Origin of the sequence: Streptomyces sp. NBC_00539 (assembly GCF_036346105.1) — a bacterium.
Taxonomy (GTDB): domain Bacteria; phylum Actinomycetota; class Actinomycetes; order Streptomycetales; family Streptomycetaceae; genus Streptomyces.
Window position 1 is genome coordinate 4,869,360 of record NZ_CP107811.1, and the last position, 24,979, is coordinate 4,894,338.

Genomic DNA, 24,979 nt, shown 5'->3' on the forward strand with positions numbered 1-24,979 from the left:
GGAGGAACCTGATGTCCGACAACGCCGACCAGGCCGAACGCGATGCGGCCGGGGGTGGGAGCGCCGCCGCGCAGGGGGCGCCGTCGCCCGGCGCGGTGCCGCCCCCGGCCGCGGTGCCGCCGGCCGCTGCTCCGCCCCCGGCCGCGCCCGGGATGCCCGGGCACGATCCCGCGGCGTGGCACGGCTGGCTGATGTACCAGCACGAGCTGCGCCGGCAGCAGGCCCACGCCGATGCGGTGGCGAAGGCGGCCGCCTCGATCGGCGGGCGCGTCCGCACCGCCCAGGCCGCGCCGATCCGTACCGCCACCCTGGTGGCCGTCCTCGTCGCGGGGCTGGCCACCGCCGTCTTCCTCGGCGACGGCATGGGCCCCGGCCTGCTGCTCGCGGCCCTGCCGGCCATGGTGGCCGCCTACGTCTCGGCCCGGGCGGCCGGCCGCACCGCCCGCCCCTGGTCCGTGCTGTGGGCCCTCGGCTGCGTGGCGCTGCTCGGGGTCCCCGCTCTGCGCGACTCCGCCTGGCCCTCGACTCTGGCCGTCCTGGCCGCCGTGCTGCTGGCCGCGCTGGCCCTGCACGGGAGCCGGCGGTGGCCCGGCGTGCTGTTGAGCCCGCTCGGATTCCTGAGCACCGCCGTCTCCGGGGTCGGTTGGGCCTGGGCGGGAGTGCGGGAGCGGGGCGGCGGGGCCGGGCGTGAGCGCTGGCTGCCCGTCGCCAAGGCGAGCGTGGTGGCGGTCGGGCTGCTGCTGGTGTTCGGGGCGCTGTTCGCCTCCGCCGACGCGGCGTTCGCCGACCTGCTGGGGGAGCTGGCTCCGGACGTCTCGGTGGGGGAGGGGCCGTTCCGGATCCTGCTCTTCCTCTTCGGCGCGGTCCTCGCGCTGGCGGCCGCCCGTACGGCCGCGGCCCCGCACCGCTGGGACCGCATCGAGGTGGCGCCGGGGAAGGCGCGGTCGAGGGTGGAGTGGGGGCTGCCGCTGATCGTGCTGAACCTGTTGTTCGCGGGCTTCATCGCGGTGCAGTTGGCGGTGCTGTTCGGGGGCTACGACAAGGTGCTGGAGAGCACCGGGCTCACCTACTCCGAGTATGCGCGCCAGGGGTTCTGGCAGCTGCTGTGGGCCACGGTGTTCGTGCTCGGCGTCATCGCGCTCGCCCTGCGGTGGGCGCCGCGGGGGACGGCCGGCGACCGGCGCTTCGTGCGGGTGGTGCTGGGTGTGCTGTGCCTGCTGACGCTGGTGGTGGTCGCCTCCGCCGTGCGGCGGATGGACCTGTACGTGGACGCGTACGGGCTGACCCGGCTGCGGCTGTCGGTGGTCACGATGGAGCTGTGGCTCGGGCTGGTGATCGTGTTGCTGATGGCGGCCGGGGTGGCGGGCGGTCGCTGGCTGGCCCGGGCGGTGGTCGGGAGCGCGGCGGTGACGGTGCTGGCGTTCGGGCTGGTGTCCCCGGACGGGGTGATCGCGCGGAGCAACGTGACGCGGTACCAGGAGGAGGGCAAGATCGACCTGGCCTACGCCCGTGACCTGTCGGCGGATGCGGCGCCGGCGTTGGACCGGTTGCCGGAGCCGCAGCGGTCGTGTGCGCTGATCGGGATCCGGGACGAGCTGCGGGACGGGGGGCGGGGCGGGGCGCGGTGGTACGCGACGAGCCTCGGGGAGTACCGGGCCCGGGAGATCCTGCGGAAGCGGCCGGTGACGGTGTCCCTGAGCGAGTGCCGAACGCTCGGCGCGCCCGACGCCCGCCGATAACCCGCCCCGGCCAACGCCGGCTTCCTCCCCGGGCCGGTCAACTCCCGCCCCCGGGCCGGTCAACGCCGACCCCGCCGGGGCCCGGGGCGGCCATCTCCAGCCGGGGTTTGTGCCCGGGCCGCCCAACTCCGGCCCGCCCGGGGTTTATACCCGGGGCCGGTCAACGCCCGCCTCGACGGGGCGGCCATCCAGCCTCGCCGGCGTTTGAGGCGCGGGGTACGGGGCGGAGCCCCGAAAGCCCGGCGCAGCCGGGGCCGCTTGCGCAACGGCGCCGCACCGGCCCGGACCGGCCGGGGCCGGACATCAAGGGCAGGCCGGCTGCGCCGGGCCTTCCGTGGCTCCGCCCTGAGCCCCGCGCCTTTATCGTCGGCGAGGCTGGGTTGGGTTACCCGGCTGGATTTGGTTACCCGGCTGGGTTGGCCTGTCCTCCGGACCCCGCGCCTCAATCGCCGGCGAGGCTGGATTTGCCGGCCGCCTGGTTGCGGTGGGCCCCTCCGGGCCCCGCGCATCAACCATCGGCGGGGCTGGGTTTGTTGCGGCCGGCTGCGCCGGGCCTTCCGGGGCTCCGCCCCGAGCCCCGCGCCTCAAACGCCGGCGAGGCTGGGCTTGGCCGCCCGGCTGGGTTGGTTCCCCGGCTAGGTGGGGCCATACCCCGGCCCCCCCATCAAGCGCCGGAGAGGATGGAGTTGCCCGCCGATCGGCTTTGGCTCCCCGCCCGGGTGGGCCCCCGGCGGGCGGTGGGTGTTACGGGACGTCAAGGGACGGGTCCGTGACCCGTTCGCCGCGGGAGGCGGCGTGGAGGGAGCGGGCGAGGTCCGGGAGGGGGGCGTCGCGCAGGACCAGGCCCGACGCGCCCGCCGAGAGGGCGGCTTCGCGCAGGCCCGGGCGGGCGGAGCCCACGGCCAGCAGGACCGCGCACTCCGGGGCTTCCTCCCGTACCTCCCGGACCCCCTCCACCGACTCCACCAGCGCCACCGCCGGCCGGCCCAGCGGCGAGGCCACCACCTCGATGTCCCGCTCCAGCCCCAGCCGTACCGCCAGCGCCGGGTTCGCGGGCCACAGCAGCACCCGCAGGGGCCGGCCGGTTTCGTTCATGCCGCCAGGGTAGGGTCCCGGCCCCGCGCGCACCCGGAAAACATGCCGCATGCAGATCATCTGACGTCGGGTCAGCAGTCTTCACAACTCGGTGGGGGTGCGTTATACATGGCCTCACCGGCCGCCTAGAACGCGTTCTACCCGTGGCGGCCCCGCAGACGACCTCGGTGCGGCCGACGGTGCGGACGACCGCGCCGAGGTCTTCCACTCACGGAGCACCCACGCAGCAAGGAGCAGCATCCGAATGCCGATCGATGCCGCCAAGGCCCTGGCCGCCGAACCCCGCCAGGGGCACATCGCCTGGGACCACAAGGACATCCAGCTCTACCACCTCGGCGTCGGCGCCGGCCGGCCCGCCACCGACCCCGACGAGCTGCGCTACACCCTGGAGTCCAAGCTCCACGTACTGCCCAGCTTCGCGACCGTCGCCGGCGCCGGCATGGCCATGATGGGCGGCCTCGCCGCCCCCGGGATCGACGTCAACCTCGCCCACGTCCTGCACGGCGGCCAGTCCATCGAGCTGCACCGGCCGATCCCCGTCAAGGGCAGCGCCACCTCCTCCGCCAAGGTCGCCGCGCTCTACGACAAGGGCAAGGCCGCCGTGATCGTGCTGCGCACCGAGGTCGAGGACGCCGACGGGCCGCTGTGGACCTCCGACGCGCAGATCTTCGTACGCGGCGAGGGCGGGTTCGGCGGCGAGCGGGGGCCCTCCGCCCGGGAGGAGGCGCCCGAGCGGGCGCCCGACCGTACCGTCGAACGGCAGATCCGCGAGGACCAGGCGCTGCTGTACCGGCTCTCCGGCGACTGGAACCCGCTGCACGCCGACCCGGAGTTCGCCAAGCTCGCCGGCTTCGACCGGCCGATCCTGCACGGCCTGTGCTCCTACGGGATGACCCTCAAGGCCGTCGTCGGCACCGCCCTGGCGGGGGACGTGTCCCGCGTCCGCGCCTACCGCACCCGCTTCGCCGGGATCGTCTTCCCGGGCGAGACGCTGCGCATCCGGATGTGGGAGGAGCCCGGTCGGGTGCGGGTGGCGGTGAGCGCCGTGGACCGCGACGACGCGCCGGTCCTCGCCGACACCGTCGTGGAACACGCGTAACCCCCGCCGACGAACGAACCGAAGGAGCCGCACCGTGCGCGCAGCGCTGCAGAGCGAGATCGGCCAGGACAAGCTGGAGGTCGTCGAGGACATGGAGGCCGTGGGCTTCGGCCCCGGCAAGGTCAGGATCCGCATCAAGGCCACCGGCCTGTGCCACTCCGACCTGTCCGCGATGAGCGGCGTACTGCCGCAGCCCGCCCCCTTCATCCCCGGCCACGAGGGCTCGGGCGACGTCGTCGACGTCGGCGACGGGGTGACCACCCACGAGATCGGCGACCGGGTCCTCGTCTGCTGGCTGCCACCGTGCGGACACTGCCCCGCCTGCAAGCGCGGCCAGGGCCACCTGTGCCTGGAGTCCTTCGGGAACGTGGCGACGCCCAACTTCCGCCGCGCGGACAGTGACGTCTTCGGCTTCGCCGGCACCGGCACCTTCGCCGAGGAGATGGTGGTGCCCGCCGCGTGCGCCGTGCCGATACCCGACGACCTGCCCTACGACATCGCCGCCCTGATCGGCTGCGGCGTGACCACCGGGCTCGGCGCGGCGATCAACACCGCGAAGGTCGAGGCGGGTTCCTCGGTCGCGGTCATCGGCTGCGGCGGCGTCGGCATCTCCGTCATCCAGGGCGCCAAGGTGCAGGGCGCGGCGCAGGTCGTCGCCGTCGACCCGGTCGCCTCGCGCCGCGAGGCGGCGCTCCGGTTCGGGGCGACGGAGGCGGTCGCGCCGGACGCCTTCGGCGACGCCAAGAACCGGATCACCGCCGGGGAGGGCTTCGACTACGTCTTCGAGGTGGTAGGCAAGTCGGCGACGACCCGGACCGCGTACGAGATGACCCGGCGCGGCGGCTCCGTCGTGGTCGTCGGCGCGGGAGCGCTGGACGACGACTACTCGGTCAACATGTTCTCGCTCTTCTTCGACGAGAAGAAGATCCTGCCCTCGATGTACGGGGGCGGTGACGTGCTCCGCTCCTACGAGCGCACCATCGCGCTGTGGCGGGCCGGCCGGGTGGACCTGGCGAGCCTGATCACGCACCGGGTGCGGCTCGGGGAGATCAACGACGCCCTCGACCAGATGCGTACGGGCGTGGCCCTGCGCACCTGCATCGAACTCTGAGCCGGACGAGAGGAACGCGGGAGATGTCACTGCCACATGAGCGGCCGCTCGAGGGGCTCAGCGCCCTCGTCACGGGCGCGGGCCGCGGGCTCGGCCGGGCCGAGGCGATCGAACTGGCGCGGCTCGGGGCGAGCGTGGTCGTCAACGACTTCGGCCAGCCCGGCCGCGACGGTTCCGGGGAGGCGTCGGCGGCCCCGGCGCAGGAGGTGGCCGAGGAGATCCGGGCCGCGGGCGGACAGGCGGTGGCCCACCTCGGTGACGTGGCCGACTTCGAGCAGGCGCGCGAGCTGGTGGAACTGGCGGTCGCCAGCTTCGGAAAGCTCGACGTCCTGGTCAACAACGCGGGCATCCTGCGGGACCGGATGGTCTTCTCCATGTCGGAGGAGGAGTGGGACTCGGTGATACGGGTCCACCTCAAGGGCCACTTCAACACCACCCACTTCGCCTCCGTGCACTGGCGGGAGCGGTCGAAGGCGGCCGGCGGCCCGGTGTACGGCCGGATCGTCAACACCTCCTCCGAGGCCTTCCTCGGCGGCAGCGCCGGCCAGCCGAACTACGCGGCGGCCAAGGGCGGAATCGTGGGCCTGACCACCTCGACCGCCCTGGCCCTGGCCAAGTACGGGGTCACCGCCAACGCCATCTGCCCGCGCGCCCGTACCCGGATGACCGAGGACGTGTTCACGGGCTTCCAGGAACCGGAGGAGGGCAAGCTGGACGCCCTCGCCCCCGAGCACGTCTCCCCACTGGTCGGCTACCTCGCCTCGCCGGCGGCCGCGAAGGTCAACGGGCAGCTGTTCGTGGTGCACGGCGGGATCGTGGCGGTGATGGAACGCCCCAAGGTCGCCGCGAAGTTCGACACCTCCAAGGAGGCGTTCACCTTCGAGGAACTCGACGGGCTCCTCACCTCCCACTACGACTCCCGCCCGCCGAACGAGACCTTCGCGGCGGCGGAGGTCCTGGGCCTCAAGCACGACTAGGCCCCCGGAGCCGGTATTCGGAGCGGGTGTGGTGCGGCCGGGACCAGGGGTTCCGGCTGCACCACACCCGTCGGTGTACCCGGCGTTACCTGACGTCCTTCGCCGCCGGGTTGAGGAGCATGGCGACGTAGACCCGGCCCTCGTTGAGGCGGCACGCTTCCGCTACCGGGCCAACAGCACCTCGAACCCGGGAACCCCCAGTTGGGGTTGCACTCGTAGCGGCTGTACAGCCCGAGCCCGATGCTGAGCGAACCGGCCTGTATGCACTGCGTGGAATCCGCGTACGTGCCGCCAGACACCCGGTAGCCGGCGGCCTGCGCGCTCCCGGCGCCGGCGCCCAGCACCGCGACGGCGCTCGCCGCGCACAGGCCGGCCACCAGCAGACGACGGCCACTGCTGCCGCATCCGTTGTGGGTGACGATGTTTCTTTCCGCTCGGATGGGCTTGCTCGTCAAACGGCGGGCGTTCATCAATCGAAGAGCGGGGTCGGGCCCACACCACCCAACCGGCAGCGGATGGCGTCCGCCGCCCCCTCACCCGGTCTCCCGGGCGGCTCAGTCGAGCGGCTTGCCGGGGCACCACGCGTCGCCCCAGGCCGTCGTCACGACACAGTGCTTGCCGGGCCGACCCTCCCCGGAGGCGGCGGCGACCGATGCATGGTCGGGGGCGCCGCCGTCGCCGTACGCGGCCGCGGCGGACCAGCCGAGACCCGTGCCCAGTACCAGTGCGACCAGTGCTCGTACGGCGACCAAACGCATCACGTCAACTCCTGGCCATGAGGGAGGGTTTCGGCCGAACATCCCGGCCGATGCCACCAGCCCGGCAGTCGGTCCCGCCTGCCGACAGCTCCGCAGAGGATCATCTGTGTGTCATGCATCTTTAGGAGGCAACGCCATGGAGCCGAAGGCAGGGGCGGACCCCGTGACCGGAATCCCCGGTCTCGACAGTGCGGCGGTCACGCTCTACCGCTGGACGATCGTGCACGAGCTCCTCCTGCCCGCCGCCCTGGCGCAGGCGGCCGCCGAGACCGGGCTGAGCGAGCAGGAGTGCCGCGAGGCGGTGCGGACGCTCACCGGAGCCTGCCTCTTCCAGCCGTTGCCCGGCGGCGGGGGGCAGGAGCCCGCGGGCTGGCAGCCGGTGAGTCCCCAGGCCGCCGCCGCGCGGCTGCTGTCCGACAGTGACGCCGCGCTGCGCGCGCACGAGCAGGCCCTGCGGGAACAGCGCCAGCGCATCCAGGACCAGCGCGAAGGGCTGGCCGCGCTCCTGCCCGTCTACCTCCAGGCGCGCCAGCACGCCTTCCCGCAGGGCACCATCGACCACCTGCCGGACAAGTTCGCCGTCCGGGCGCTGCTGTCCGACGTCATCGACTCCTGCCGCAGCGAGGTGCTCGTCTCCAAACACGGCGGTGCGTTCCCGGCCGCCGCGCTGCGCGAGGCGCTGCCCCGGGACGTGGCGCTGCTCGGCCGCGGCATCCGCATGCGCAGCCTCTACCAGCACGCCACCCGCTTCGACCAGGCCACGCGCGGCCACGCCGCGCAGCTCATCGAAGCCGGTGCGGAGATCCGCACCCTTCCCGAGGTCCTGCCGCAGATGATCGTGGTGGACTCGGCGCTGGCGCTGCTCCCCGCCCGGTCCGGTGGGGCCCTGATCATCCGCGAACCCGACCTGCTCGCCTACCTGCTGGACGTCTTCGAACGCGACTGGCAGCAGGCGACCCCGTTCGCCACCGGTCCGCGTGCCGCTCACGACATCTCCGAGACCATGAAGCAGAGCATCCTGGTCCTGCTGGCCAAGGGGCTCAAGGACGACTCCATCGCGCGCCGCCTCGGCATCTCCCTGCGCACCTGCCGCCGTCACGTCTCCGAGATCCTGGACGGCCTCGACGCCCGCAGCCGCTTCCAGGCCGGGGTCATCGCCGAGCGGCAGGGCCTGACCGGCTGCCCCGCCGCGGCTTCGGCCCCCGGCCCGCAACGGGAGCCGGAGCCCGGTAACGGGCCCGCCCCCGAGGCCGGGGCCGTGGCCCGTTGCGCCGGTTGTGGCGGGCCGCTGTCCGGACCCGGCAGTGGTGGGGACCGGCCGGCCGGCCGGCCCGCGCGGTACTGCTCGCCCCCCTGCCGGTCGCGGGCCTACCGGGCCCGGGTGAAGCACCGGTCCGCGCGGCCCGAAGACGCCGCCCCGGCCTGAGCACCGTCACGAAAGGGCGCGTGCGTCACGAAACGCTCCGCCTCAGTTCAGCGGGGCCTGCTGGAGGGGGACCGGGCGGGGTGCCACGGGCGGCGTGATCCGGACCGGCGGCGGCGGGGGCACCGGCTGGGCCAGGGTGACGACCGCGCACGGCACCTCCGGCGTGGCGCAGGGGAGGCGCAGCACCCCCTGCGGCGTCCAGAGCCCCGCACCCAGCCAGCCCATCGGGGCGGAGATCCGGAAGACCTGCCGGTCGGCCGGGCGCCACAGGGCGATGCCCTCGGGCACCCGCAGCGCGACCCCACAGCTCTCGGGCATCAGCGCCTGCCCCGGCTGCACCGCGAACGGCACCGCGTCCGCCGACCGCAGGCACTCCGGGAAGCGGACCGGGCGCTCGCTGCCCAGCACCCCCCAGGCCAGGCGCGGCTCGCCGGGCGCGTCGGAGCGGATCAGCAGCAGCCCGCTGTCCGGCTCGGCCAGCAGCAGCCGGTCGTCGCTGTGCTCGGCGATCTGCAGCAGCGGGGTCACCTCCCCGCCCCGGGCCAGGTCCACCACCACCGCCTTGGTGCGGCCTTCCAGCTCCCGGTCCAGCGACAGCAGCCGGCCCGCCCGGTCCAGCCAGACGCCGCCCGAGCAGCGGCCCGCGAGGATCGCCGCCCGCCGGGGCCCGCCCGGAGCCCCGGCCACCTGCCACAGGACCGTCTCCTCGGCGGCCACCGCCAGGGCGTAGGCGCCGTGCCCGTCCGGGGACGGCGGCAGCAGGAAGACCCGTACCTCCTGCGAAGCCGGGACGACGGCGCCGAGCGGCAGCTCCCCGGTGCGCGGCCCGGCCCCGGCGCCGCCCGTCGGGTACAGCAGCGCGAAGGCGTGCCGGTCCGCGACCCGGCGGTGGATCAGGACCCGCCCGTCGGTCAGCGGCAGCACCTCGCTGTCCGCCTCCTCCGGCTGCCCGAGCGGCAGCGGCACCGCGTACGGCTCGGGCCCGGCCAGAGTCCAGCGCTCCGGGTACCGCGCCTGGCCCTCCCCGGCCAGCCGCGCGGCGTACGCCCCGTCCGCCGCGATCGTGAACGCGGCAGCCGTCGTCATCTCGATGGCACAGACAGTCATCCGTGCGTCACCTCCGGTGAGGAAGCTAGTTTTCGCACTTCCTGACGGACAGCACCACCTCACCCGCTTCACACATACGGGTGGCGGCCCGGCGATTCGGATGTGGCGCGGGGGGTGGCTGTGCTGCGCGGTGCCGGGGTCCCCCGGCACCGCCACCAGCGGCCGCCACGGACGGTAGCCTTGGCCCGTGCCCCGTCTCTGCGAAGTCATCGCCGCCCTCGACGCTCTCTGGCCCCCCGCGCGGGCCGAGCAGTGGGACGCCGTCGGCACCGTCTGCGGTGACCCCGACGCCGAGATCACCCGGGTCCTGTTCGCGGTCGACCCGGTGCAGGAGATCGTCGACGAAGCCGTGCGGCTCGGCGCCGACCTCGTCGTCACCCACCACCCCCTCTACCTGCGCGGCACCACCACCGTCGAAGCGGGCACCTTCAAGGGCCGCGTCGTGCACACGCTGATCAAGAACGACATCGCGCTGCACGTCGCCCACACCAACGCCGACACCGCCGACCCCGGCGTCTCGGACGCCCTCGCCGGCGCCCTGGACCTGCGCGTCACCGGCCCCCTCGTGCCCGACCCGACCGACCCCGCGGGCCGCCGCGGCCTCGGCCGGATCTGCGAACTCGACCACCCCGAGACCCTGCGCGCCTTCGCCGCCCGCGCCGCCGCCCGCCTGCCGCACACCGCGCAGGGCATCCGCGCCGCCGGCGACCCGGACGCGCTGATCCGCACCGTCGCCGTCAGCGGCGGCTCCGGAGACAGCCTGTTCGCGCAGGTCCGCGCCGCCGGCGTGGACGCCTTCCTCACCGCCGACCTGCGCCACCACCCCGCGTCCGAGGCCCGCGAGCAGAGCCCGCTCGCGCTCGTCGACGCCGCCCACTGGGCCACCGAGTGGCCCTGGTGCGAGCAGGCCGCCGCGCAGCTCGACGCGATCTCCGAGCGCCACGGCTGGGGTCTTCGCACCCACGTCTCGCGCACGGTCACCGACCCGTGGACGGCGCACGCGCCGTCCGTCACCTCCCCTACCAACCCTGGAGCCCCCAACTGAACGCCGAGCCCGCCGACCAGATCCGACTTCTCGATGTCCAGGCCCTGGACGTCCGGCTGTCTCAGCTCGCCCACAAGCGCAAGTCGCTGCCCGAGCACGCCGAGGTCGACTCCCTGACCAAGGACCTCACCCAGCAGCGCGACCTGCTCGTCGCCGCCCAGACGCAGGCCAGCGACGCCGCCCGGGAGCAGACCAAGGCCGAGCAGGACGTCGACCAGGTCCGCCAGCGCGCGGCCCGCGACCAGGCGCGACTGGACTCCGGCGCGGGCATCTCGGCCCGGGACCTGGCGAACCTGCAGAGCGAGGTCGTCTCCCTCGCCAAGCGTCAGGGCGACCTGGAGGACGTGGTCCTGGAGGTCATGGAACGCCTGGAGGCCGCGCAGGCGCGCGTCACCGAGCTGACCGAGCGGGTCTCCGGCCTGGAGGCCAAGCTCGCGGACGCCACCGCGCGCCGCGACGCCGCCACCGCCGAACTCGACGCCGAGGCCGCGGGCATCACCAAGGACCGCGAGGTCATCGTCGCCTCCATGCCGCAGGCGCTGATGGCGCTGTACGAGAAGATCCGCGTCAAGCAGGGCGGCGTGGGCGCCGCGCGCCTGTACCAGCGCCGCTGCGAGGGCTGCCGCCTGGAGCTCGACATGGCCGAGGTCAACGAGATCAAGGCCGCCGCCCGCGACCAGGTCGTACGCCACGACAACTGCGGCCGCATCCTGGTCCGTACGGCGGACTCGGGGATCTGATGCCGAGGCTCGTCCGGTTCGTCGTGGAGGCGGACGGCGGATCCCGGGGCAACCCGGGGCCCGCCGGCTACGGCGCGGTGGTCCTCGACCCGGCCACGGGCGAGACGTTGGCCGAGCGCGCCGAGTACATCGGCGTCGCGACGAACAACGTGGCCGAGTACAAGGGGCTGATCGCCGGGCTGAAAGCCGCCCGCGAGCTGGCCCCCGACGCGCTGGTCCTCGTACGCATGGACTCCAAGCTCGTCGTCGAGCAGATGTCGGGCCGCTGGAAGATCAAGCACCCGGACATGAAGCCGCTGGCCACCGAGGCGGCGGCGATCCTGCCACGCGCGCAGGTGACGTACGAGTGGATCCCGCGGGAGCGCAACAAGCACGCGGACCGGCTCGCCAACGAGGCCATGGACGCGGGCCGCAACGGCCGGCAGTGGGAGCCGTCGGCCTCCTCCGCCGCCCTGGACCACTCGGTGGCGCGCGCCCTGGCGACCCCGCCGCCGTCGGGCCCTCCCGGCGACGCCACGGCAGGGGCGGCCGCGGTCCGCGCGGCCCTCGCCGCCCCATCCGTTACGCCGGCACCCGCCGCGGGGGCCGAGCAGGCGGCGGACACCCTGTTCGCGGAGCCCGGCCCCGCCACGCCGGCGCCGGCGCCGGGATGGGGTCCCGACCTGGGTACCCCGGCCACCTTCGTGCTGCTGCGCCACGGCGAGACGGCGCTGACCCCGCAGAAGCGCTTCTCCGGCAGCGGCGGCTCCGACCCCGAACTGTCCCCGGCCGGCCGCCGCCAGGCCGCCGCGGTGGCGGGGGCGCTGGCCGCGCGGGGCACCGTGGAGGCCGTCGTCAGCTCCCCGCTGCGCCGCTGCCGGGAGACCGCGCAGGCGGTGGCGGACCGGCTCGGACTGCCGGTCGTCATCGAAGAGGGCCTGCGCGAAACGGACTTCGGTGCGTGGGAGGGCCTGACCTTCGCCGAGGTGGGGGAGCGCTTCCCGGACGACCTCCAGGCATGGCTGGACTCCCCGAAGGCGGCCCCCTCGGGCGGTGGCGAGAGCTTCACCGCCGTCACCCGCAGGGTGTCCGCCGCCCGCGACCGCCTGCTGGAGGCGTACGCGGGACGCACGGTACTGCTGGTCACGCACGTGACCCCGGTCAAGACGCTGGTCCGCCTCGCGCTCGGCGCGCCCCCGGAGTCCCTGTTCAAGATGGAACTGTCGGCCGCCTCGCTGTCGGCGGTGGCCTACTACGCCGACGGCAACGCCTCGGTCCGCCTCCTGAACGACACCTCGCACCTGCGCTAGGCACACGCGCCGGAGCCCCCGCCACACTGTGGCGGGGGCTCCGGGCCGTTGCGACGGAGGACAGACGAGCCGGCCTGTACGCCGGGTTCTGTCGCCCGGAGACCTCGCGGTCGCCGGGGAGACGGCCATCCATCTAGGACCGGCGTTGCCGCCGGCCTCGTGCGGTCTACCCGCGGACTCGGGCGGGCAGCCCTCGATCGTCCGCGCAGGGCCGTCCGGAGACGACCCCTCTTGACCTTGCTCCGGGTGGGGTTTACCTAGCCGCCTGAGTCACCTCAGGCGCTGGTGGTCTCTTACACCACCGTTTCACCCTTACCGAGGGCCGAAGCCCCTGGCGGTCTGTTTTCTGTGGCACTGTCCCGCGGGTCACCCCGGGTGGGCGTTACCCACCACCCTGCCCTGTGGAGCCCGGACGTTCCTCGGCGGGATCCGAGGACCCCGACGCGGCCGCCCGGCCGACTCGTCTGTCGTGCCGACCATGCTACCGGCTCGGCCGTCACGGCTTGACCTTGCCGCAGCGGCAGGGTTTCTACTGGGCGCCATGCGGATCGGAGAAATCGCCGCCCTGGCGGGAGTCACGACCAGGGCGGTACGCCACTACCACCACATAGGCCTGCTCCCGGAACCGGCGCGGCTGACCAACGGGTACCGGACGTACACCGTCCGGGACGCCGTCCTGCTGGCCCGCGTGCGCAGGCTGACCGAACTCGGGCTGGGCCTGGACGAGGTGCGGGACGTCCTGGCCGACGACGCGGGGCGCGAGCTCGCCGAGATCCTGGCGGAGCTCGACGCGGACCTGGCCCGGCAACAGGACGAACTGGCCGCACGCCGGCGGCGGCTCGCGGAACTGTCCGGCGGGGACGCCCCGCCCGCGCTCGCCCGGCTGCTCGACGAGGCGCCGCCGACGTCCTCGCCCAGCGCCGTGCTCGACCGGGAGCACCTGACGCTGCTCGACGCGACCGGTGCCGGGACCCGGGAGCTGTACGCCGCACTGGCCCTGCTGGCCGCCGACCCGGCGGTACTCGCCCTGTACGAGAGGCTGGACGCGCTCGCCGACGCCGCGGCCGACGACCCCCGCATCCCGGCGCTCGCCGCCGACCTGGTGGCGGCAGTCCCCGACGAGGCGTTCGCGGCGATCGCGCCCGGCACGGGCCTCGACCTCCCCGGGTTCAAGGAGGCCCTGCTCGCCGAGTACGCCCCCGCGCAGGCGGAAGTCGTACGCCGGGTCATGGACGCCTTCGCGGAACGGGTCCGGGGATGAGGGGCGTAGGGGCTGTGCGGCGGCTGGTGGGCAACGAAGTGCGGGCCGCAGCCGCGCTCGGGCGGTGGGTGCTGCGCAAGCCGCCGCAGGGGGTCGGCGGGGGCGATGTCGCCGCCGGGTACACCGGACCGCAGACGGCCATGATGTACGGGCTGCTGTTCGTGGCCCTGGTGGAGACGGTCGCCCTGGAACTCCTCGTCCCCTGGCCCGTCGTGGCCCGGGTGCTGCTGGTCCTCGACGGGTACGGCGTCCTGGCGGTGCTCGCCCTGCACGCCGCCTGCGTGCAGCGGCCGCACGTCGTGCGCGCCGACGGCTCGCTGCGGATCCGCTACGGGGTCCTCTTCGGCCTCACCGTCCCGCCGGACGCGGTGGCCTCGGTCCGGGTGGAGCGCCGCTACCCCCAGGGGCGGCTCGTCACGGTGTCCGAGGACGGGGTGCTCGACCTGGTGGTCGGCGGTCAGACCACGGTGACCCTGGAGCTGGCCCGGCCGCTGGACTTCGTCCGGCCGCTCGGGGCCCGCGCGCGGGCCCGTACGGTCCGCTTCCACGCCGACGACCCCCGCGCGGTGGTCGCCGCCCTGAGGCGCGGACCCGCGGACCAGACGGCCTAGGCAGGGGCGAAGAGGATCTTGGACGTGCCCGGGTCGGACCGGGTGAGACGGACGCGGATGCGTTCGCCGAGGGGCAGCTGCGCCGTGGGGGACTCGATGCGGCCGACCACCGCCGGGTCCTCCAGCTGGACCGTTCCGATCTGCGGTTCGTGTTCCTTCACGTCGATCACCGTCGCCTCGAAGGTCTCGCCGACCCGGTCCTTGAGCACGGCCGCCTCGACCAGGTCCACGCACTCCCGCTCCGCGGTGTTCGCCAGCCGGGTGCCCTCCGCCATCTCGTGCGGCAGCGCCGACAGTGCGGCGACGGCCCACTCCGGCGGCTCGGCCCCGGCGGACGCCGCCACGCACAGTTCACCGGCGTACCGGTCGACCAGCCGGCGCAGCGGTGCGGTGCAGTGCGCGTACGGGGCCGCCACCGCGGCATGCAGCAGCGGGACGGGGGTCTGACCGGGGGCGAAGGCCGTGTACCCGGCGCCGCGCAGCAAGGTCGTGCACTCCTGGAGGAAGGCGGCGTGGGCGGGCAGGTGCGGGTCGAGGGAGCGGACGAGTTCCGCGTACGGGACGTGGTGGGGCCAGTCGATCCGCAGGGCCTTCGCCGCTCGCCGCAGCCGGCCGACCGCGCCGTCGGGGGCGCTGGGCAGGGTGCGCAGGATCCCGGTCCCGGCGGCGAGCATCATGTCGGCGGCGGCCATGCCCGTCATCAGGGAGATCTGGGCGTTCCAGGCGTCCGCCGGGAGCGGCACCCGGAAGGCGAGCGCGTAGGAGCCGGCCTGCTCCACCACCTCCTGCTCGGGCACGTTCAGGGAGATCCCGCCGCGCTCCACCTCCAGGGCCTCGCGGAGCGTCCCGACGGTCTTGAGCAGAGCGAGGGCCTCATCCGCCGTCCCGGAGTCGATGGCCTCCTGGACGGTGGCGTAGTCGAGTTTCGCCCGGCTGCGGACCAGGGCCCGGCGCACCTCCGCGCTCTCCACCCGGCCGTCGGCGTCCAGGTCGAGCCGCCACACCAGCGCGGGGCGGCTCTGGCCGGGCAGCAGGCTGGCCGCACCCTCCGAGAGCACGGCCGGGTGCAGCGGGACCTTCCCGTCGGGGAAGTAGAGGGTGGTGACCCGCCGGTGGGCTTCGGCGTCGAGGGCGCCGCCGGGGGTGACGAAGGCGGCGACATCGGCGATCGCGTAGTGCACGCGGTAGCCGCCGGAGGGACGTTTCGCCAGGTGCATGGCCTGGTCGAGGTCGACGGAGCCGGGCGGGTCGATGGTGAAGAAGGGGATGCCGGTCACGTCGGTCGACGGGAGGCGGGGGTGCGCGGCGGCCGACTCGGCCTCGGCGATCACGGCGGCGGGGAACTGCTTGGGCGCGCCCAGCCTCGTCCGCAGTGCGCGCAGCGCGGCCCGCAGCGCGGCCCCGTCCGCGCCGGTCATGTGCAGGTGACGGCGTGGCATGGACCGAGCCTATGGGGGGCGGCCCCGTACTGCCCGTCGAATCCCGCCGGGCGGACGCGTCGGTCCGCCCGCGCCGCGCCGTTTACGCTGGGCGCCGGGGGCCGCACCCCCTGCGCCGTGTCGTACCGAAGGAGAACCACCGTGCTCGTGCTGCTGCCGCCCTCCGAGGGAAAGGCCGCCGGGGGTTCCGGCGCACCACTGGACCTGGGATCGCTGTCGCTGCCCGGGCTGGCCGGGGCACGGGCGGCCGTGCTGGACGAGCTCGTCGAACTGTGCGCGGCCGACGAGACCAAGGCGCGCGAGGTGCTGGGCCTGAGCGAGGGCCTGCGGGGCGAGGTCGCCAAGAACGCGGAGCTGCGGTCGGCCGTCGCGCGGCCCGCCGGGGAGATCTACACCGGGGTGCTGTACGACGCCCTCGGCCTGGCCGGCCTCCCGGAGCCGGCGCGGGCCCGGGCCGAGCGGTCGCTGCTGGTGTTCTCCGGGCTGTGGGGCGCGGTGCGGATGACGGACCGGATCCCCACCTACCGGTGCTCGATGGGCGTGAAGCTGCCCGGGCTCGGCGCGCTGGGCGCGTACTGGCGGACGCCGATGGCGGAGGCCATGCCACAGGCGGCGGGGGAGGGCCTCGTGCTGGACCTGCGCTCCTCCGCGTACGCGTCGGCCTGGAAGCCGAAGGGGGAGGTCGCGGGGCGGACGGCGACCGTGCGGGTGCTGCACTCCCAGGTGGTCGACGGGGTGGAGAAGCGGTCGGTGGTGAGCCACTTCAACAAGGCGACGAAGGGCCGGCTGGTACGGGACCTGCTGCTGGCGGGCGCGGTACCGGGCAGCCCCGCGGAGCTGGTGGAGGCGCTGCGGGAGCTGGGCTACGCGGTGGAGGCGCAGGAGCCGGGCAAGCCGGCGAAGCCGTGGTCGCTGGACGTCGTGGTGACGCAGATCCACTGAGCCGGGACCGGGCGGCCGCTGCTACCAGAGGCGGTCGACCGGCCCCGGGTACAACGGGATCCGCGCGGCCGTGAACACCGCGCGGGTGGCCGCCGGGTCCGGGGTGAAGAAGGCCGCCAGGACGGACTTGTCGAAGCCCGGCCGGTCGCTCGGCAGCGGATCGGCCGGGGTGCCGCCGAGCAGGACCGTGCCGGGCAGGTGCGCGAAGCCGGCCGCCTCGTAGAACGGGGTCAGCTCCCGGTCGCAGCTGAACAGGGCCACGTCCACCTCCGGGTCGGCGGCCAGCAGCTCACGGGCCGCCCTCACCAGGCGGCCGCCGAGGCCCCGCCCGCGCAGCTCCGGCCGGGTCACCACCGCGCTGAGCCCGGACGCGCGGTACGTGCCGCCCGCGAACCGGATCTCCTTGCGCAGCAGGGTCAGGCAGGCGGCCACCACCCCGGCCCCTTCCCCGGCCCCCTCCCCGTCCCCGTCCCACAGCACCACGGTGCGCGGGGCCAGCGCCGGGTCGTGGCCGGACCCCGCCCCGGGCCAGGTCACCGCCTCCAGCGCCCCGACCTGCGCGGCGACCCCGGCCGGGAGCACCTCGTACACCTCGATCACGCGGCCGCGCCCGTCACGCGAGGGCCACCGCGGCGCCGCCCACCCGCACCCGGGCGTCACCCGGCCGCAGTTCCACCGTCAGGACCCCGGGCCGGCCCATGTCCTCTCCCTGGCGCAGCGTCAGCGTCGCCCCCTCCGGGACCAGCCCGAGCTCGCGCGCGTACGCCCCGAACGCGGCCGCCGCCGCCCCCGTGGCGGGGTCCTCGACGACGCCGCCGACCGGGAACGGGTCCCGGACGTGGAACAGCTCCGGGCCCTCGCGGTACACCAGCTGGACCGTGGTGAGGTCCAGGCGGCGCATCAGCGCCTCCAGCCGGGCGAAGTCGTAGTCCAGGCGGCCCAAGCGGGCGCGGGTCGCGGCGCCGAGCACGAGGTGGCGGGCCCCGGCGTAGGCGATGCACGGCGGGAAGGCCGGGTCGAGGTCGGCGGCCGGCCAGTCCAGCGCGGCCAGTGCCTCGGCGAGGTCCTCGGGGGACACGGCCTCGGTGTGCGGCTCGACGCTGGTCAGCACCGCCCGCAGGCCCCCGTCGGCCTCGGTCACCGATACCGGCACGGTGCCCGCCGGAGTCGCGAAGACGAGTGCGCCCGGACCGATCCGCTCGCCCAGCGCGACGGCGGTGGCGACGGTGGCGTGCCCGCAGAAGGAGACCTCCGCCTTCGGGCTGAAGAACCGCAGCGTGAAGCCCCGTCCGGGCTCGGCGTCCAGGTCCTGCGGCGGGGGAGTCAGGAACGCGGTCTCGCTGTACCCCAGCTCCGCCGCGATCTCGAGCATCCGCTCGTCGTCCAGCGCGCTCGCGTCGAGCACGACCCCGGCGGGGTTGCCGCCGGCCGGGTCGGTGGAGAAGGCGGTGTAGCGCAGCACCCGGGTCGGTTCCGTCGTATCAGTCATGATCAGCCCAACTCCCGGGACACCGGCCGTCATTCCCGTCCGCTCAGCCCCGCCCGATGTACGGCATGGCAGTCGCCATCACCGTCGCGAACTGCACGTTCGCCTCCAGCGGCAGCTCCGCCATGTGCACCACCGTGCGCGCCACGTCAGCCGCGTCCATCACGGGCTCCACGGCCAGCTGCCCGTTGGCCTGGAGGATGCCGCTCTGCATGCGCTGCGTCATCTCGGTCGCCGCGTTGCCGATGTCGATCTGCCCGCACGCGATCCGGTACGGCCGCCCGTCCAGCGACAGCGACTTCGTCAGACCCGTCATGGCGTGCTTGGTCGCGGTGTAGGCGATGGAGTGCGGGCGCGGCACGTGCGCCGAGATGGAGCCGTTGTTGATGAGCCGGCCGCCCTGCGGGTCCTGCGCCTTCATCTGCCGGAACGCCGCCTGCGCGCACAGGAAGGAACCGGTCAGGTTGACATCCACGACCGAGCGCCAGGCCTCGTACGTGATGTCCTCCAGCGGGACCCCGCCGGGGCCGAAGGTGCCGGCGTTGTTGAAGAGCAGGTCGAGCCGCCCGTACCGCTCCCGGACGGTTCGGAAGAGGGCGTCCACCTCGTCCGGATCGCTCACGTCCGCCCGTACGCACAGCATGTCGGCGCCGTCCCCGGCCGCCTCGGCGGTGTCCTCCAGCGGCTGCGCACGGCGCCCGGCCACCGCCACCGACCAGCCCGCGGCCGCCAGGGCGAGGGCGACGGAGCGGCCGATGCCGGAGCCGGCCCCGGTCACCACAGCGATCTTCTTCCCAGGTGCGTTCATGGGGCCGCAGGGTACGTCACAGCGGACATTCGCCCGCGGACGTTCCGACAGCTGAGAGCATGGGTCGGTCAAAGGTGCGAAAACGTACGACGAGACCCGACGAGACACGACGAGCCGACGACGAGAGTGGAGTTGCGCATGCCGGAGAGAGTCCCTGGGACGGCCCGCGGCCGCAAGCCGTCGTCCGCCCTCCCGCACCCCTCTCCGGCGGCGCGCCGAACCGGCCTGCTCGTCACCTTCATACTCGGCGGGCTGACCGCTCTGCCGCCGCTGTCCATGGACATGTACCTGCCGGCGCTGCCGCAGGTCACCTCCGCCCTGCACAGCCCCGCCGCCACGGTCCAGCTGACCTTGACCTCCTGCCTCGCCGGCATGGCACTGGGCCAGCTCGTCATCGGCCCGATGAGCGACAAGTGGGGGCGCCGCAGGCCCCTGCTGACCGGCATGATCGTCTACGTGCTGGCCACCGCCGTCTGCGCGCTCGCCCCCACCACCGAACTCCTCGTCGGCTTCCGGCTGGCCCAGGGCCTGGCCGGCGCGGCGGCCATCGTCATCGCCCGCGCCATCGTGCGCGACCTGTACGACGGGGTCGAGATGGCCCGGTTCTTCTCCACGCTGATGCTGATCTCCGGCGCCGCCCCGATCATCGCCCCGCTCATCGGCGGCCAGGTGCTGCGCTTCGCCGACTGGCGCGGGGTCTTCGTCGTCCTCACCGCCGTCGGCACGGCACTGACGCTGGTGGTGTGGCGGGCGCTCGACGAGACGCTGCCGCCCGAGCGGCGCCACACCGGAGGCGTGGGTGCCGCCCTGCGCACCATGCGCGGGCTGCTCGGCGACCGGGTCTTCGCCGGGTACACCCTGGCCGGCGGCTTCGCGTTCGCGGTGCTCTTCTCGTACATCTCCGCCTCGCCGTTCGTGGTCCAGGAGATCTACGGGGCTTCGCCGCAGCAGTTCAGCCTGCTGTTCGGCCTGAACTCGGTCGGCCTGATAGCGGTCGGCCAGATCAACGGCAAGCTGCTGGTGGGCCGGGTCAGCCTGGACAAGGTCCTGGCCTGCGGGCTCGCCGTCGTCACCGTGGACGCGGTCGCCCTGCTGCTGATGGCGGGCGGCGCGTTCGGGAAGGTGGGGCTGGCGCCGATGGCGGCCGGGCTCTTCGTGCTGATGTCGGCGATGGGCGTGCTGATGCCGAACACCAACGCGCAGGCGCTGATGCGTACGCCGCATGCCGCGGGGTCCGCGTCCGCGCTGCTCGGCACCTCCTCGTTCCTGGTCGGGGCGGTCGCCTCGCCGCTGGTCGGCATCGCGGGCGAGGACACGGCGGTGCCGATGGCGCTCGTCCAGCTCGTCTGCGCGCTGCTGTCGGCGGCCTGCTTCCTCGGGCTGTGCCGCCCGTGGCAGAACCGGGAGCCGCTGGTGGCCGCGGGTCAGTAGGCGGCCTCGGGCGGCCGCCGGCCGCGGCCGGGGCGCGGCCCGCGCCGGGCGCCGTAAACTTCCCGGGTGAACGCCTCCGCCGCCCTTCCCGCTTCCGGTCCCACCACCGCCGAGACCCTGCGCTCCGCGCTCGGCGGGCTGCTCGACGGGCTGCCGCCGAAGCAGGCCTCGGCGGCCGTCGAGCGGCTGATCGCCAACTACCGCGGCACGATCCCCACCGACGTGCCCGTGCTGCGCGACCGTTCGGACGTGGCGGCGTACGCGGCGTACCGGATGCCGGCCACCTTCGAAGCCGTACGTTCCGCCCTGGACGCCCTGGCGGAGGCCGCGCCCGAGTGGTCGCCGGGCTCGCACGTCGACGTGGGCGGCGGCACCGGCGCCGCGACCTGGGCGGCGGACGCCACCTGGGACGGCCCGCGCGCCACCACGGTGCTGGACTGGGCGGAGCCGGCGCTTGCCCTGGGCCGGGAACTGGCCTCGCGCTCCTCGTCGCCCGTGCTGCGCGCGGCCGAGTGGCGCCGGGCCGTCATCGGCGCCGGGACCACGATCCCGGAGGCGGACCTCGTGACCGTGTCGTACGTGCTCGGCGAACTCACCGTGGAGGCCCGCCGGGCGGTCGTCGCCGAGGCGGCGCGCGCCGGCCGGGCGGTGGTGCTGATCGAGCCGGGCACCCCCGAGGGCTACCTGCGCATCCGCGAGGCCCGCGGGCAGCTGATCGACGCCGGGATGACGGTGGCCGCGCCCTGCCCGCACGACGGGACCTGCCCGATCGAGGTCGGCCAGGACTGGTGCCACTTCTCGGCGCGGGTCAGCCGGTCCTCGCTGCACCGGCAGGTCAAGGGCGGCTCCCTCCCGTACGAGGACGAGAAGTTCAGCTACGTGGCCGCGACGCGCTTCCCCGTGGAGCCGGCCGCCTCCCGGATCACGCGCAGGCCGCAGATCCGGAAGGGGCTGGTCCTGCTGGACCTGTGCGGTCCGCCGCAGGAGGGCTTGACCCGGGCCACCGTGACCAAGCGCCACGGTGACCTCTACAAGGCGGCGCGGGACGCGGACTGGGGACAGGACTGGCCGCCCGCCCCCGAGCCGCGCTGACCCCCCGGGGTCAGGGCGCCGTCACGGCCGCAGCTCCTGCGTGCAGCACTTGATGCTGCCACCGCCCTTGAGCAGCTCGCCCAGATCCATCGGGATCGGCTCGAAGCCCCGCTCGCGCAGGGGTGTGAGCAGACCCGCCGCGGCCTGGGGGAGCAGGACGTGCAGGCCGTCGGAGACGGAGTTCAGGCCGAAGGCCGCCGCGTCCTCGTCGTCCACGATCAGGGCGTCGGGGAACAGCCGCCGCAAGACGGCCTGGCTGCCGGGCGAGAAGGCCGGCGGGTGGTACATGATCTCGTCGCCGTCCAGGACGCACAGGGCGGTGTCCAGGTGGTAGAAGCGCGGGTCCACCAGGTCGAGGCCGATGACGGGGCGGCCGAAGAACTCCTGCGCCTCGTCGTGCGAGAGCGGACTGGAACGGTAGCCCCGGCCCGCCAGGATGTAGGTGGCGGTGACGGCGAAGTCGCCCTCGCCCTCGTTGATGTGGGACGGCTCGTGGATGTCCCGGAAGCCGTGGGTCCGGAACCACTCCAGGTGGATCTCCGCCTCGGCGGAGCGTTCCGCGTAGGCGAACCGGGCCCCCAGCACGCGGCCGTCGATGACCAGGGCGCCGTTGGCCGCGTAGACCATGTCGGGCAGTGCGGGGTCCGGAACCAGGGTCTCGACGGTGTGGCCCAGGGCGCGGTAGCGGTCCCTCAGGTCTTCCCACTGGGCTTGTGCGAGGGGCAGGTCCACCGGTTTCGCGGGGTCCATCCACGGGTTGATGGAGTACGTGACCTTGAAGTGCGCGGGTGGGCACATCAGGTAGCGCCGGGGTGTGGCGTCTCTGCGCAAAGAAGGCTCCTCACGACTGACTCGCGGTGCGTGTGCTGTGCGTGTGCAGAGAATCGTCTCTCCTCGACGTGGACCGCGCAGTGAACTGATTGGGTGGTTTATCGGAATGACCGGAACCGGAAGACGGTCCGTCTCGCGTTGGTACGTTGAGGGCATGAGCAGGACTCCCCACACCAAGACCCCCGGGGCCGCACCCACCGGAGGCACGAGGCCCGAAGCCACGGCGCCCGGAACCAAGGCCCCCGATCCCACCCGCCGCAGCGACCGGTCCCGCCGGGCCATCCTGGACGCCGCGCTCGCCCTCGTCGGGGAGGTCGGCTACAACAAGCTGACCATCGAGGCCATCGCCGCCCGCGCGGGGGTCGGCAAGCAGACCATCTACCGCTGGTGGCCCTCGAAGGCGGCCGTTCTGCTCGACGCCTCCCTGGCGCTGGCCGGGGACGCCGCGACGGCGGACGGCAGGACCGGCCTCCCGGACACCGGCGACCTGGCCGCCGACTTGAAGCGGGTGCTGCGGGCCACGGTGGACGAGTTCAACGACCCGTCGTACGACGCCCCGCTGCGCGCCCTGACCGCCGCCGGGGCGACCGACCCGGAGCTCGGGGCGCGCTTCACCGAGCGGCTGCTGGCCCCCCAGCTCGCCCTGTACGAGGACCGGTTGCGCAGCGCGCGGGTGGCGGGGCAGCTGGCGGGGGGAGCGGATCTGCGACTGATGACGGAGATGCTGCTCGGCCCGCTGACGTACCGCTGGTTGTTGCGGACGGCTCCCCTGACGCACGCGTTCGCGGACGCGCTGGTGGACGCCGTGCTGGGCACCGCGTAAAGACCCGGGGCCGCGTCACGCAGTCCCGCGTGACCGAGAACATATGGCCGAATTCTGCCTTTATGGGCGGGCCCGGTGCGGGGGTGCGGTCACCCGGCACCCCGGAGGGTGGGACCATGGGAAGGTCCGCCGGGGGCAACGGTGAGGTGAGGGGATAGATGGGGTCTGAGTCCGGCCGCGTCCAACGCGGCGAGCAGAGCAGGATTTCCCAGTGGCTGCGCCGCCGCTCGAAACCGGCTCCCGAAGACCCCGGCAGGGAACGCGAGGCCCTCCTCCTGGCCGTCGCCGCCGCCGGCCTCCCGATCGCCCCCGCCGCCCACCCGGCCGGCTACCGGTGTTCCTGCGACCGCATCGGCTGTCCGACGCCCGCGCGACACCCCGTCTCGTTCGCCTGGCAGACCCAGGCGACCACCGACCGCGCGCAGATCGAACGATGGGCGCGCAACCACCCCCAGGCCAACTTCATCACCGCGACCGGCATGGTCCACGACGTCCTGGACGTCCCGCTGGAAGCCGGACGCGACGCCCTGACCCGGCTGCTGGCTGCCGGCGTGGAGGTCGGCCCGGTGGCCGAGTCCGGCGGTACGGGCGACCAGGCCCGCATGCTGTTCTTCACGGCGACCCGGGGGACGCCGGAGGACGAGGACGAGTGGTGGCCCTGCGAGCTGGACTGCCACCCCGAGACGATGGACGAACACCCCGGCCTGCGCTGGCACTGCCGCGGCAGCTACGTCCTCCTGCCGCCGGCCGCCCTCCCGGGCGAGCAGCGCGTCGCATGGCTGCGCGGAGTGGAACACCCGCTCCCGGACCCGCTGACGCTGCTCGAAACCCTGACCGACGCCTGCGCCCAGTACGCGGGAACCTCCGAGCAGACCCCCGCGGCCGTGGCCTGGCCCCTCGGCCGCTGACCCCGCGAAAGGCGACGGGCCGGACGACTGCTGTCGTCCGGCCCGCGCTCTTTTCCCGTTCCTTAGGCCCGGCCCGGCCCGGCCTAGCCCTGCGCCCGCGCCGGCCGCCGGTCCGCGGGCTCGCCCTGCCCGCTCCGGCCCTTGACGGCCGACGGCGCCAGGAACAGGCCCAGCACCGTCAGCAGGTACACCACCCACACCACGAGCTGGACCACGGTCGGGTCCGGCTGGAAGTTGAACGTCCCCTTGAGCAGGGTCCCGTACCAGCTGTCCGGCGGGATCGTCGCGCTGATGTCGAACGCCTTGGTCAGGATGCCGGGCAGGAACCCGGCCTCCTGGAGGTCGTGGATCCCGTACGCCAGAACGCCCGCCGCGACCACGACCAGCATGCCGCCGGTCCAGGTGAAGAACTTGGCGAGGTTGATCCGCAGGGCCCCGCGGTAGAACAGCCAGCCGAGCAGCACCGAGGTGCCGATGCCCAGCAGCACACCGGCCAGCGGGCCCGCGCCGTCACCGGCCGCCTTCACCGAGCGCCACACGAACAGCGACGTCTCCAGGCCCTCGCGGCCCACGGCCAGGAACGCCGTCGTCACCAGCGCACCGGTGCCCATGGCGAGCGCCGAGTCGAGCTTCTCGTGGAGCTCCGCCTTCAAGTGGCGCGCGGTGCGCTTCATCCAGAAGACCATCCAGGTCACCAGGCCCACCGCGACGACCGACAGAGACCCGCCGATCGCCTCCTGCGCCTCGAACGTCAGCTGCTCCGTGCCGAACTCGAGCGCTGCGCCGAAACCGAGGCTGAGGGCGGCCGCGAGGCCGACGCCCAGCCACAGCGGCCCGAGCTTGTCCTTGTGGCCGGTCTTCACCAGGTAGGCGATGAGGATGCAGACGACGAGGCTGGCCTCCAGCCCCTCGCGCAGGCCGATCAGGTAATTGCTGAACACGTGGTTCCTCCTACGCGTCT

24 protein-coding genes and 1 other RNA gene are annotated in these 24,979 nt (G+C 74.1%); 15 read left to right on the forward strand and 10 right to left on the reverse strand.

The features are described from left to right. The first annotated feature begins 11 nt into the window (after window positions 1-11). Window positions 12-1,739, forward strand: coding sequence for a DUF4153 domain-containing protein (locus OG861_RS21845; protein WP_329194854.1), 1,728 nt, complete (start codon window positions 12-14; stop codon window positions 1,737-1,739). 744 nt (window positions 1,740-2,483) lie between these two features. On the opposite strand, the gene OG861_RS21850 is transcribed toward OG861_RS21845, so the two are convergent. Further along, entirely contained in the window at window positions 2,484-2,834 is a 351-nt protein-coding gene (locus OG861_RS21850) for a DNA-binding response regulator (RefSeq protein WP_330261844.1), read from the reverse strand. A 244-nt stretch (window positions 2,835-3,078) separates the two neighbouring features. Here OG861_RS21850 and OG861_RS21855 point away from each other — a divergent pair, with 244 nt between their 5' ends. Genes OG861_RS21855 through OG861_RS21865 form a run of 3 tightly spaced genes read left to right on the forward strand, consistent with a single transcriptional unit; the run spans window position 3,079 to window position 6,021 of the window. Then, window positions 3,079-3,933, forward strand: a complete 855-nt coding sequence (locus OG861_RS21855; protein WP_329194850.1) for a MaoC/PaaZ C-terminal domain-containing protein — start codon at window positions 3,079-3,081, stop codon at window positions 3,931-3,933. Window positions 3,934-3,967: 34 nt separating this feature from the next. Beyond that, a complete protein-coding gene (locus OG861_RS21860) occupies window positions 3,968-5,044 on the forward strand; it encodes an alcohol dehydrogenase catalytic domain-containing protein (RefSeq protein WP_329194848.1) in 1,077 nt (358 codons plus the stop codon). Between the two features lie 23 nt (window positions 5,045-5,067). Next, complete coding sequence (locus tag OG861_RS21865) at window positions 5,068-6,021, forward strand: 3-oxoacyl-ACP reductase (protein WP_329194847.1); 954 nt, start codon at window positions 5,068-5,070, stop codon at window positions 6,019-6,021. Between the two features lie 554 nt (window positions 6,022-6,575). Here the strand turns inward: OG861_RS21865 and OG861_RS21870 are convergent. Next, complete coding sequence (locus tag OG861_RS21870) at window positions 6,576-6,782, reverse strand: hypothetical protein (RefSeq protein ID WP_329194846.1); 207 nt, start codon at window positions 6,780-6,782, stop codon at window positions 6,576-6,578. A 133-nt stretch (window positions 6,783-6,915) separates the two neighbouring features. On the opposite strand from OG861_RS21870, the gene OG861_RS21875 reads away from it, so the two are divergent. Continuing rightward, window positions 6,916-8,205 carry a helix-turn-helix transcriptional regulator gene (locus OG861_RS21875; protein WP_329194845.1) on the forward strand — a complete coding sequence of 430 codons (1,290 nt, stop codon included), beginning with the start codon at window positions 6,916-6,918 and terminating at the stop codon, window positions 8,203-8,205. A gap of 42 nt (window positions 8,206-8,247) precedes the next feature. On the opposite strand, the gene OG861_RS21880 is transcribed toward OG861_RS21875, so the two are convergent. Next, window positions 8,248-9,312, reverse strand: coding sequence for a hypothetical protein (locus tag OG861_RS21880; RefSeq protein WP_329194843.1), 1,065 nt, complete (start codon window positions 9,310-9,312; stop codon window positions 8,248-8,250). A 187-nt stretch (window positions 9,313-9,499) separates the two neighbouring features. On the opposite strand from OG861_RS21880, the gene OG861_RS21885 reads away from it, so the two are divergent. From OG861_RS21885 to OG861_RS21895, 3 genes are read left to right on the forward strand one after another with little or no spacing between them, the layout of a single operon-like run. Beyond that, a complete protein-coding gene (locus tag OG861_RS21885) occupies window positions 9,500-10,357 on the forward strand; it encodes a Nif3-like dinuclear metal center hexameric protein (RefSeq protein WP_329194841.1) in 858 nt (285 codons plus the stop codon). Beyond that, complete coding sequence (locus tag OG861_RS21890) at window positions 10,354-11,097, forward strand: zinc ribbon domain-containing protein (RefSeq protein WP_329202152.1); 744 nt, start codon at window positions 10,354-10,356, stop codon at window positions 11,095-11,097. The genes OG861_RS21885 and OG861_RS21890 overlap by 4 nt, the downstream gene beginning before the upstream one ends. Next, window positions 11,097-12,386, forward strand: a complete 1,290-nt coding sequence (locus tag OG861_RS21895) for a bifunctional RNase H/acid phosphatase (RefSeq protein ID WP_329194839.1) — start codon at window positions 11,097-11,099, stop codon at window positions 12,384-12,386. Before OG861_RS21890 ends, OG861_RS21895 begins: the two co-directional genes overlap by 1 nt. A 61-nt stretch (window positions 12,387-12,447) precedes the next feature. Here the strand turns inward: OG861_RS21895 and rnpB are convergent. Next, an RNA gene (gene rnpB / locus OG861_RS21900) (RNase P RNA component class A) lies at window positions 12,448-12,849 on the reverse strand. A gap of 78 nt (window positions 12,850-12,927) precedes the next feature. On the opposite strand from rnpB, the gene OG861_RS21905 reads away from it, so the two are divergent. Together OG861_RS21905 and OG861_RS21910 are read left to right on the forward strand one after the other, a co-directional pair. Then, complete coding sequence (locus OG861_RS21905) at window positions 12,928-13,647, forward strand: MerR family transcriptional regulator (RefSeq protein ID WP_329194837.1); 720 nt, start codon at window positions 12,928-12,930, stop codon at window positions 13,645-13,647. Window positions 13,648-13,661: 14 nt separating this feature from the next. Further along, a complete protein-coding gene (locus OG861_RS21910; RefSeq protein ID WP_443056496.1) occupies window positions 13,662-14,258 on the forward strand; it encodes a hypothetical protein in 597 nt (198 codons plus the stop codon). Here the strand turns inward: OG861_RS21910 and OG861_RS21915 are convergent. Next, complete coding sequence (locus OG861_RS21915) at window positions 14,255-15,697, reverse strand: RNB domain-containing ribonuclease (RefSeq protein WP_329194833.1); 1,443 nt, start codon at window positions 15,695-15,697, stop codon at window positions 14,255-14,257. The genes OG861_RS21910 and OG861_RS21915 overlap by 4 nt on opposite strands. Window positions 15,698-15,838: 141 nt before the next feature. Here OG861_RS21915 and yaaA point away from each other — a divergent pair, with 141 nt between their 5' ends. Then, complete coding sequence (yaaA, locus tag OG861_RS21920; protein ID WP_329194831.1) at window positions 15,839-16,639, forward strand: peroxide stress protein YaaA; 801 nt, start codon at window positions 15,839-15,841, stop codon at window positions 16,637-16,639. A 21-nt stretch (window positions 16,640-16,660) separates the two neighbouring features. On the opposite strand, the gene OG861_RS21925 is transcribed toward yaaA, so the two are convergent. Genes OG861_RS21925 through OG861_RS21935 form a run of 3 tightly spaced genes read right to left on the reverse strand, consistent with a single transcriptional unit; the run spans window position 16,661 to window position 18,933 of the window. Beyond that, window positions 16,661-17,239 carry a GNAT family N-acetyltransferase gene (locus OG861_RS21925; RefSeq protein WP_329194829.1) on the reverse strand — a complete coding sequence of 193 codons (579 nt, stop codon included), beginning with the start codon at window positions 17,237-17,239 and terminating at the stop codon, window positions 16,661-16,663. A gap of 13 nt (window positions 17,240-17,252) precedes the next feature. Further along, complete coding sequence (locus OG861_RS21930) at window positions 17,253-18,128, reverse strand: PhzF family phenazine biosynthesis protein (RefSeq protein WP_329194827.1); 876 nt, start codon at window positions 18,126-18,128, stop codon at window positions 17,253-17,255. A 43-nt stretch (window positions 18,129-18,171) separates the two neighbouring features. Further along, a complete protein-coding gene (locus OG861_RS21935) occupies window positions 18,172-18,933 on the reverse strand; it encodes an SDR family oxidoreductase (RefSeq protein WP_329194826.1) in 762 nt (253 codons plus the stop codon). Window positions 18,934-19,071: 138 nt separating this feature from the next. Here OG861_RS21935 and OG861_RS21940 point away from each other — a divergent pair, with 138 nt between their 5' ends. Then, the gene (locus tag OG861_RS21940) at window positions 19,072-20,364 is read left to right on the forward strand and encodes a Bcr/CflA family multidrug efflux MFS transporter (protein ID WP_329194824.1); all 1,293 of its coding nucleotides are present in this window, start codon (window positions 19,072-19,074) and stop codon (window positions 20,362-20,364) included. A 66-nt stretch (window positions 20,365-20,430) separates the two neighbouring features. Next, window positions 20,431-21,456: a small ribosomal subunit Rsm22 family protein gene (locus tag OG861_RS21945; protein WP_329194822.1), complete on the forward strand. Its 1,026-nt coding sequence runs from the start codon at window positions 20,431-20,433 to the stop codon at window positions 21,454-21,456. Window positions 21,457-21,477: 21 nt separating this feature from the next. Here the strand turns inward: OG861_RS21945 and ddaH are convergent, their stop codons facing one another. After that, window positions 21,478-22,341 (reverse strand): dimethylargininase, encoded by an 864-nt coding sequence (ddaH, locus tag OG861_RS21950; protein ID WP_443056757.1) that lies wholly within the window; start codon window positions 22,339-22,341, stop codon window positions 21,478-21,480. Window positions 22,342-22,441: 100 nt separating this feature from the next. On the opposite strand from ddaH, the gene OG861_RS21955 reads away from it, so the two are divergent. Next, window positions 22,442-23,110 carry a TetR/AcrR family transcriptional regulator gene (locus tag OG861_RS21955; protein ID WP_329194819.1) on the forward strand — a complete coding sequence of 223 codons (669 nt, stop codon included), beginning with the start codon at window positions 22,442-22,444 and terminating at the stop codon, window positions 23,108-23,110. A gap of 158 nt (window positions 23,111-23,268) precedes the next feature. After that, the gene (locus OG861_RS21960) at window positions 23,269-24,018 is read left to right on the forward strand and encodes a bifunctional DNA primase/polymerase (RefSeq protein ID WP_329194818.1); all 750 of its coding nucleotides are present in this window, start codon (window positions 23,269-23,271) and stop codon (window positions 24,016-24,018) included. Window positions 24,019-24,101: 83 nt separating this feature from the next. Here OG861_RS21960 and efeU read toward each other — a convergent pair whose 3' ends face one another. Beyond that, on the reverse strand, window positions 24,102-24,959 hold the full coding sequence (gene efeU / locus OG861_RS21965) for an iron uptake transporter permease EfeU (protein ID WP_329194817.1): 858 nt from the start codon (window positions 24,957-24,959) through the stop codon (window positions 24,102-24,104). Window positions 24,960-24,979: the final 20 nt, after the last annotated feature.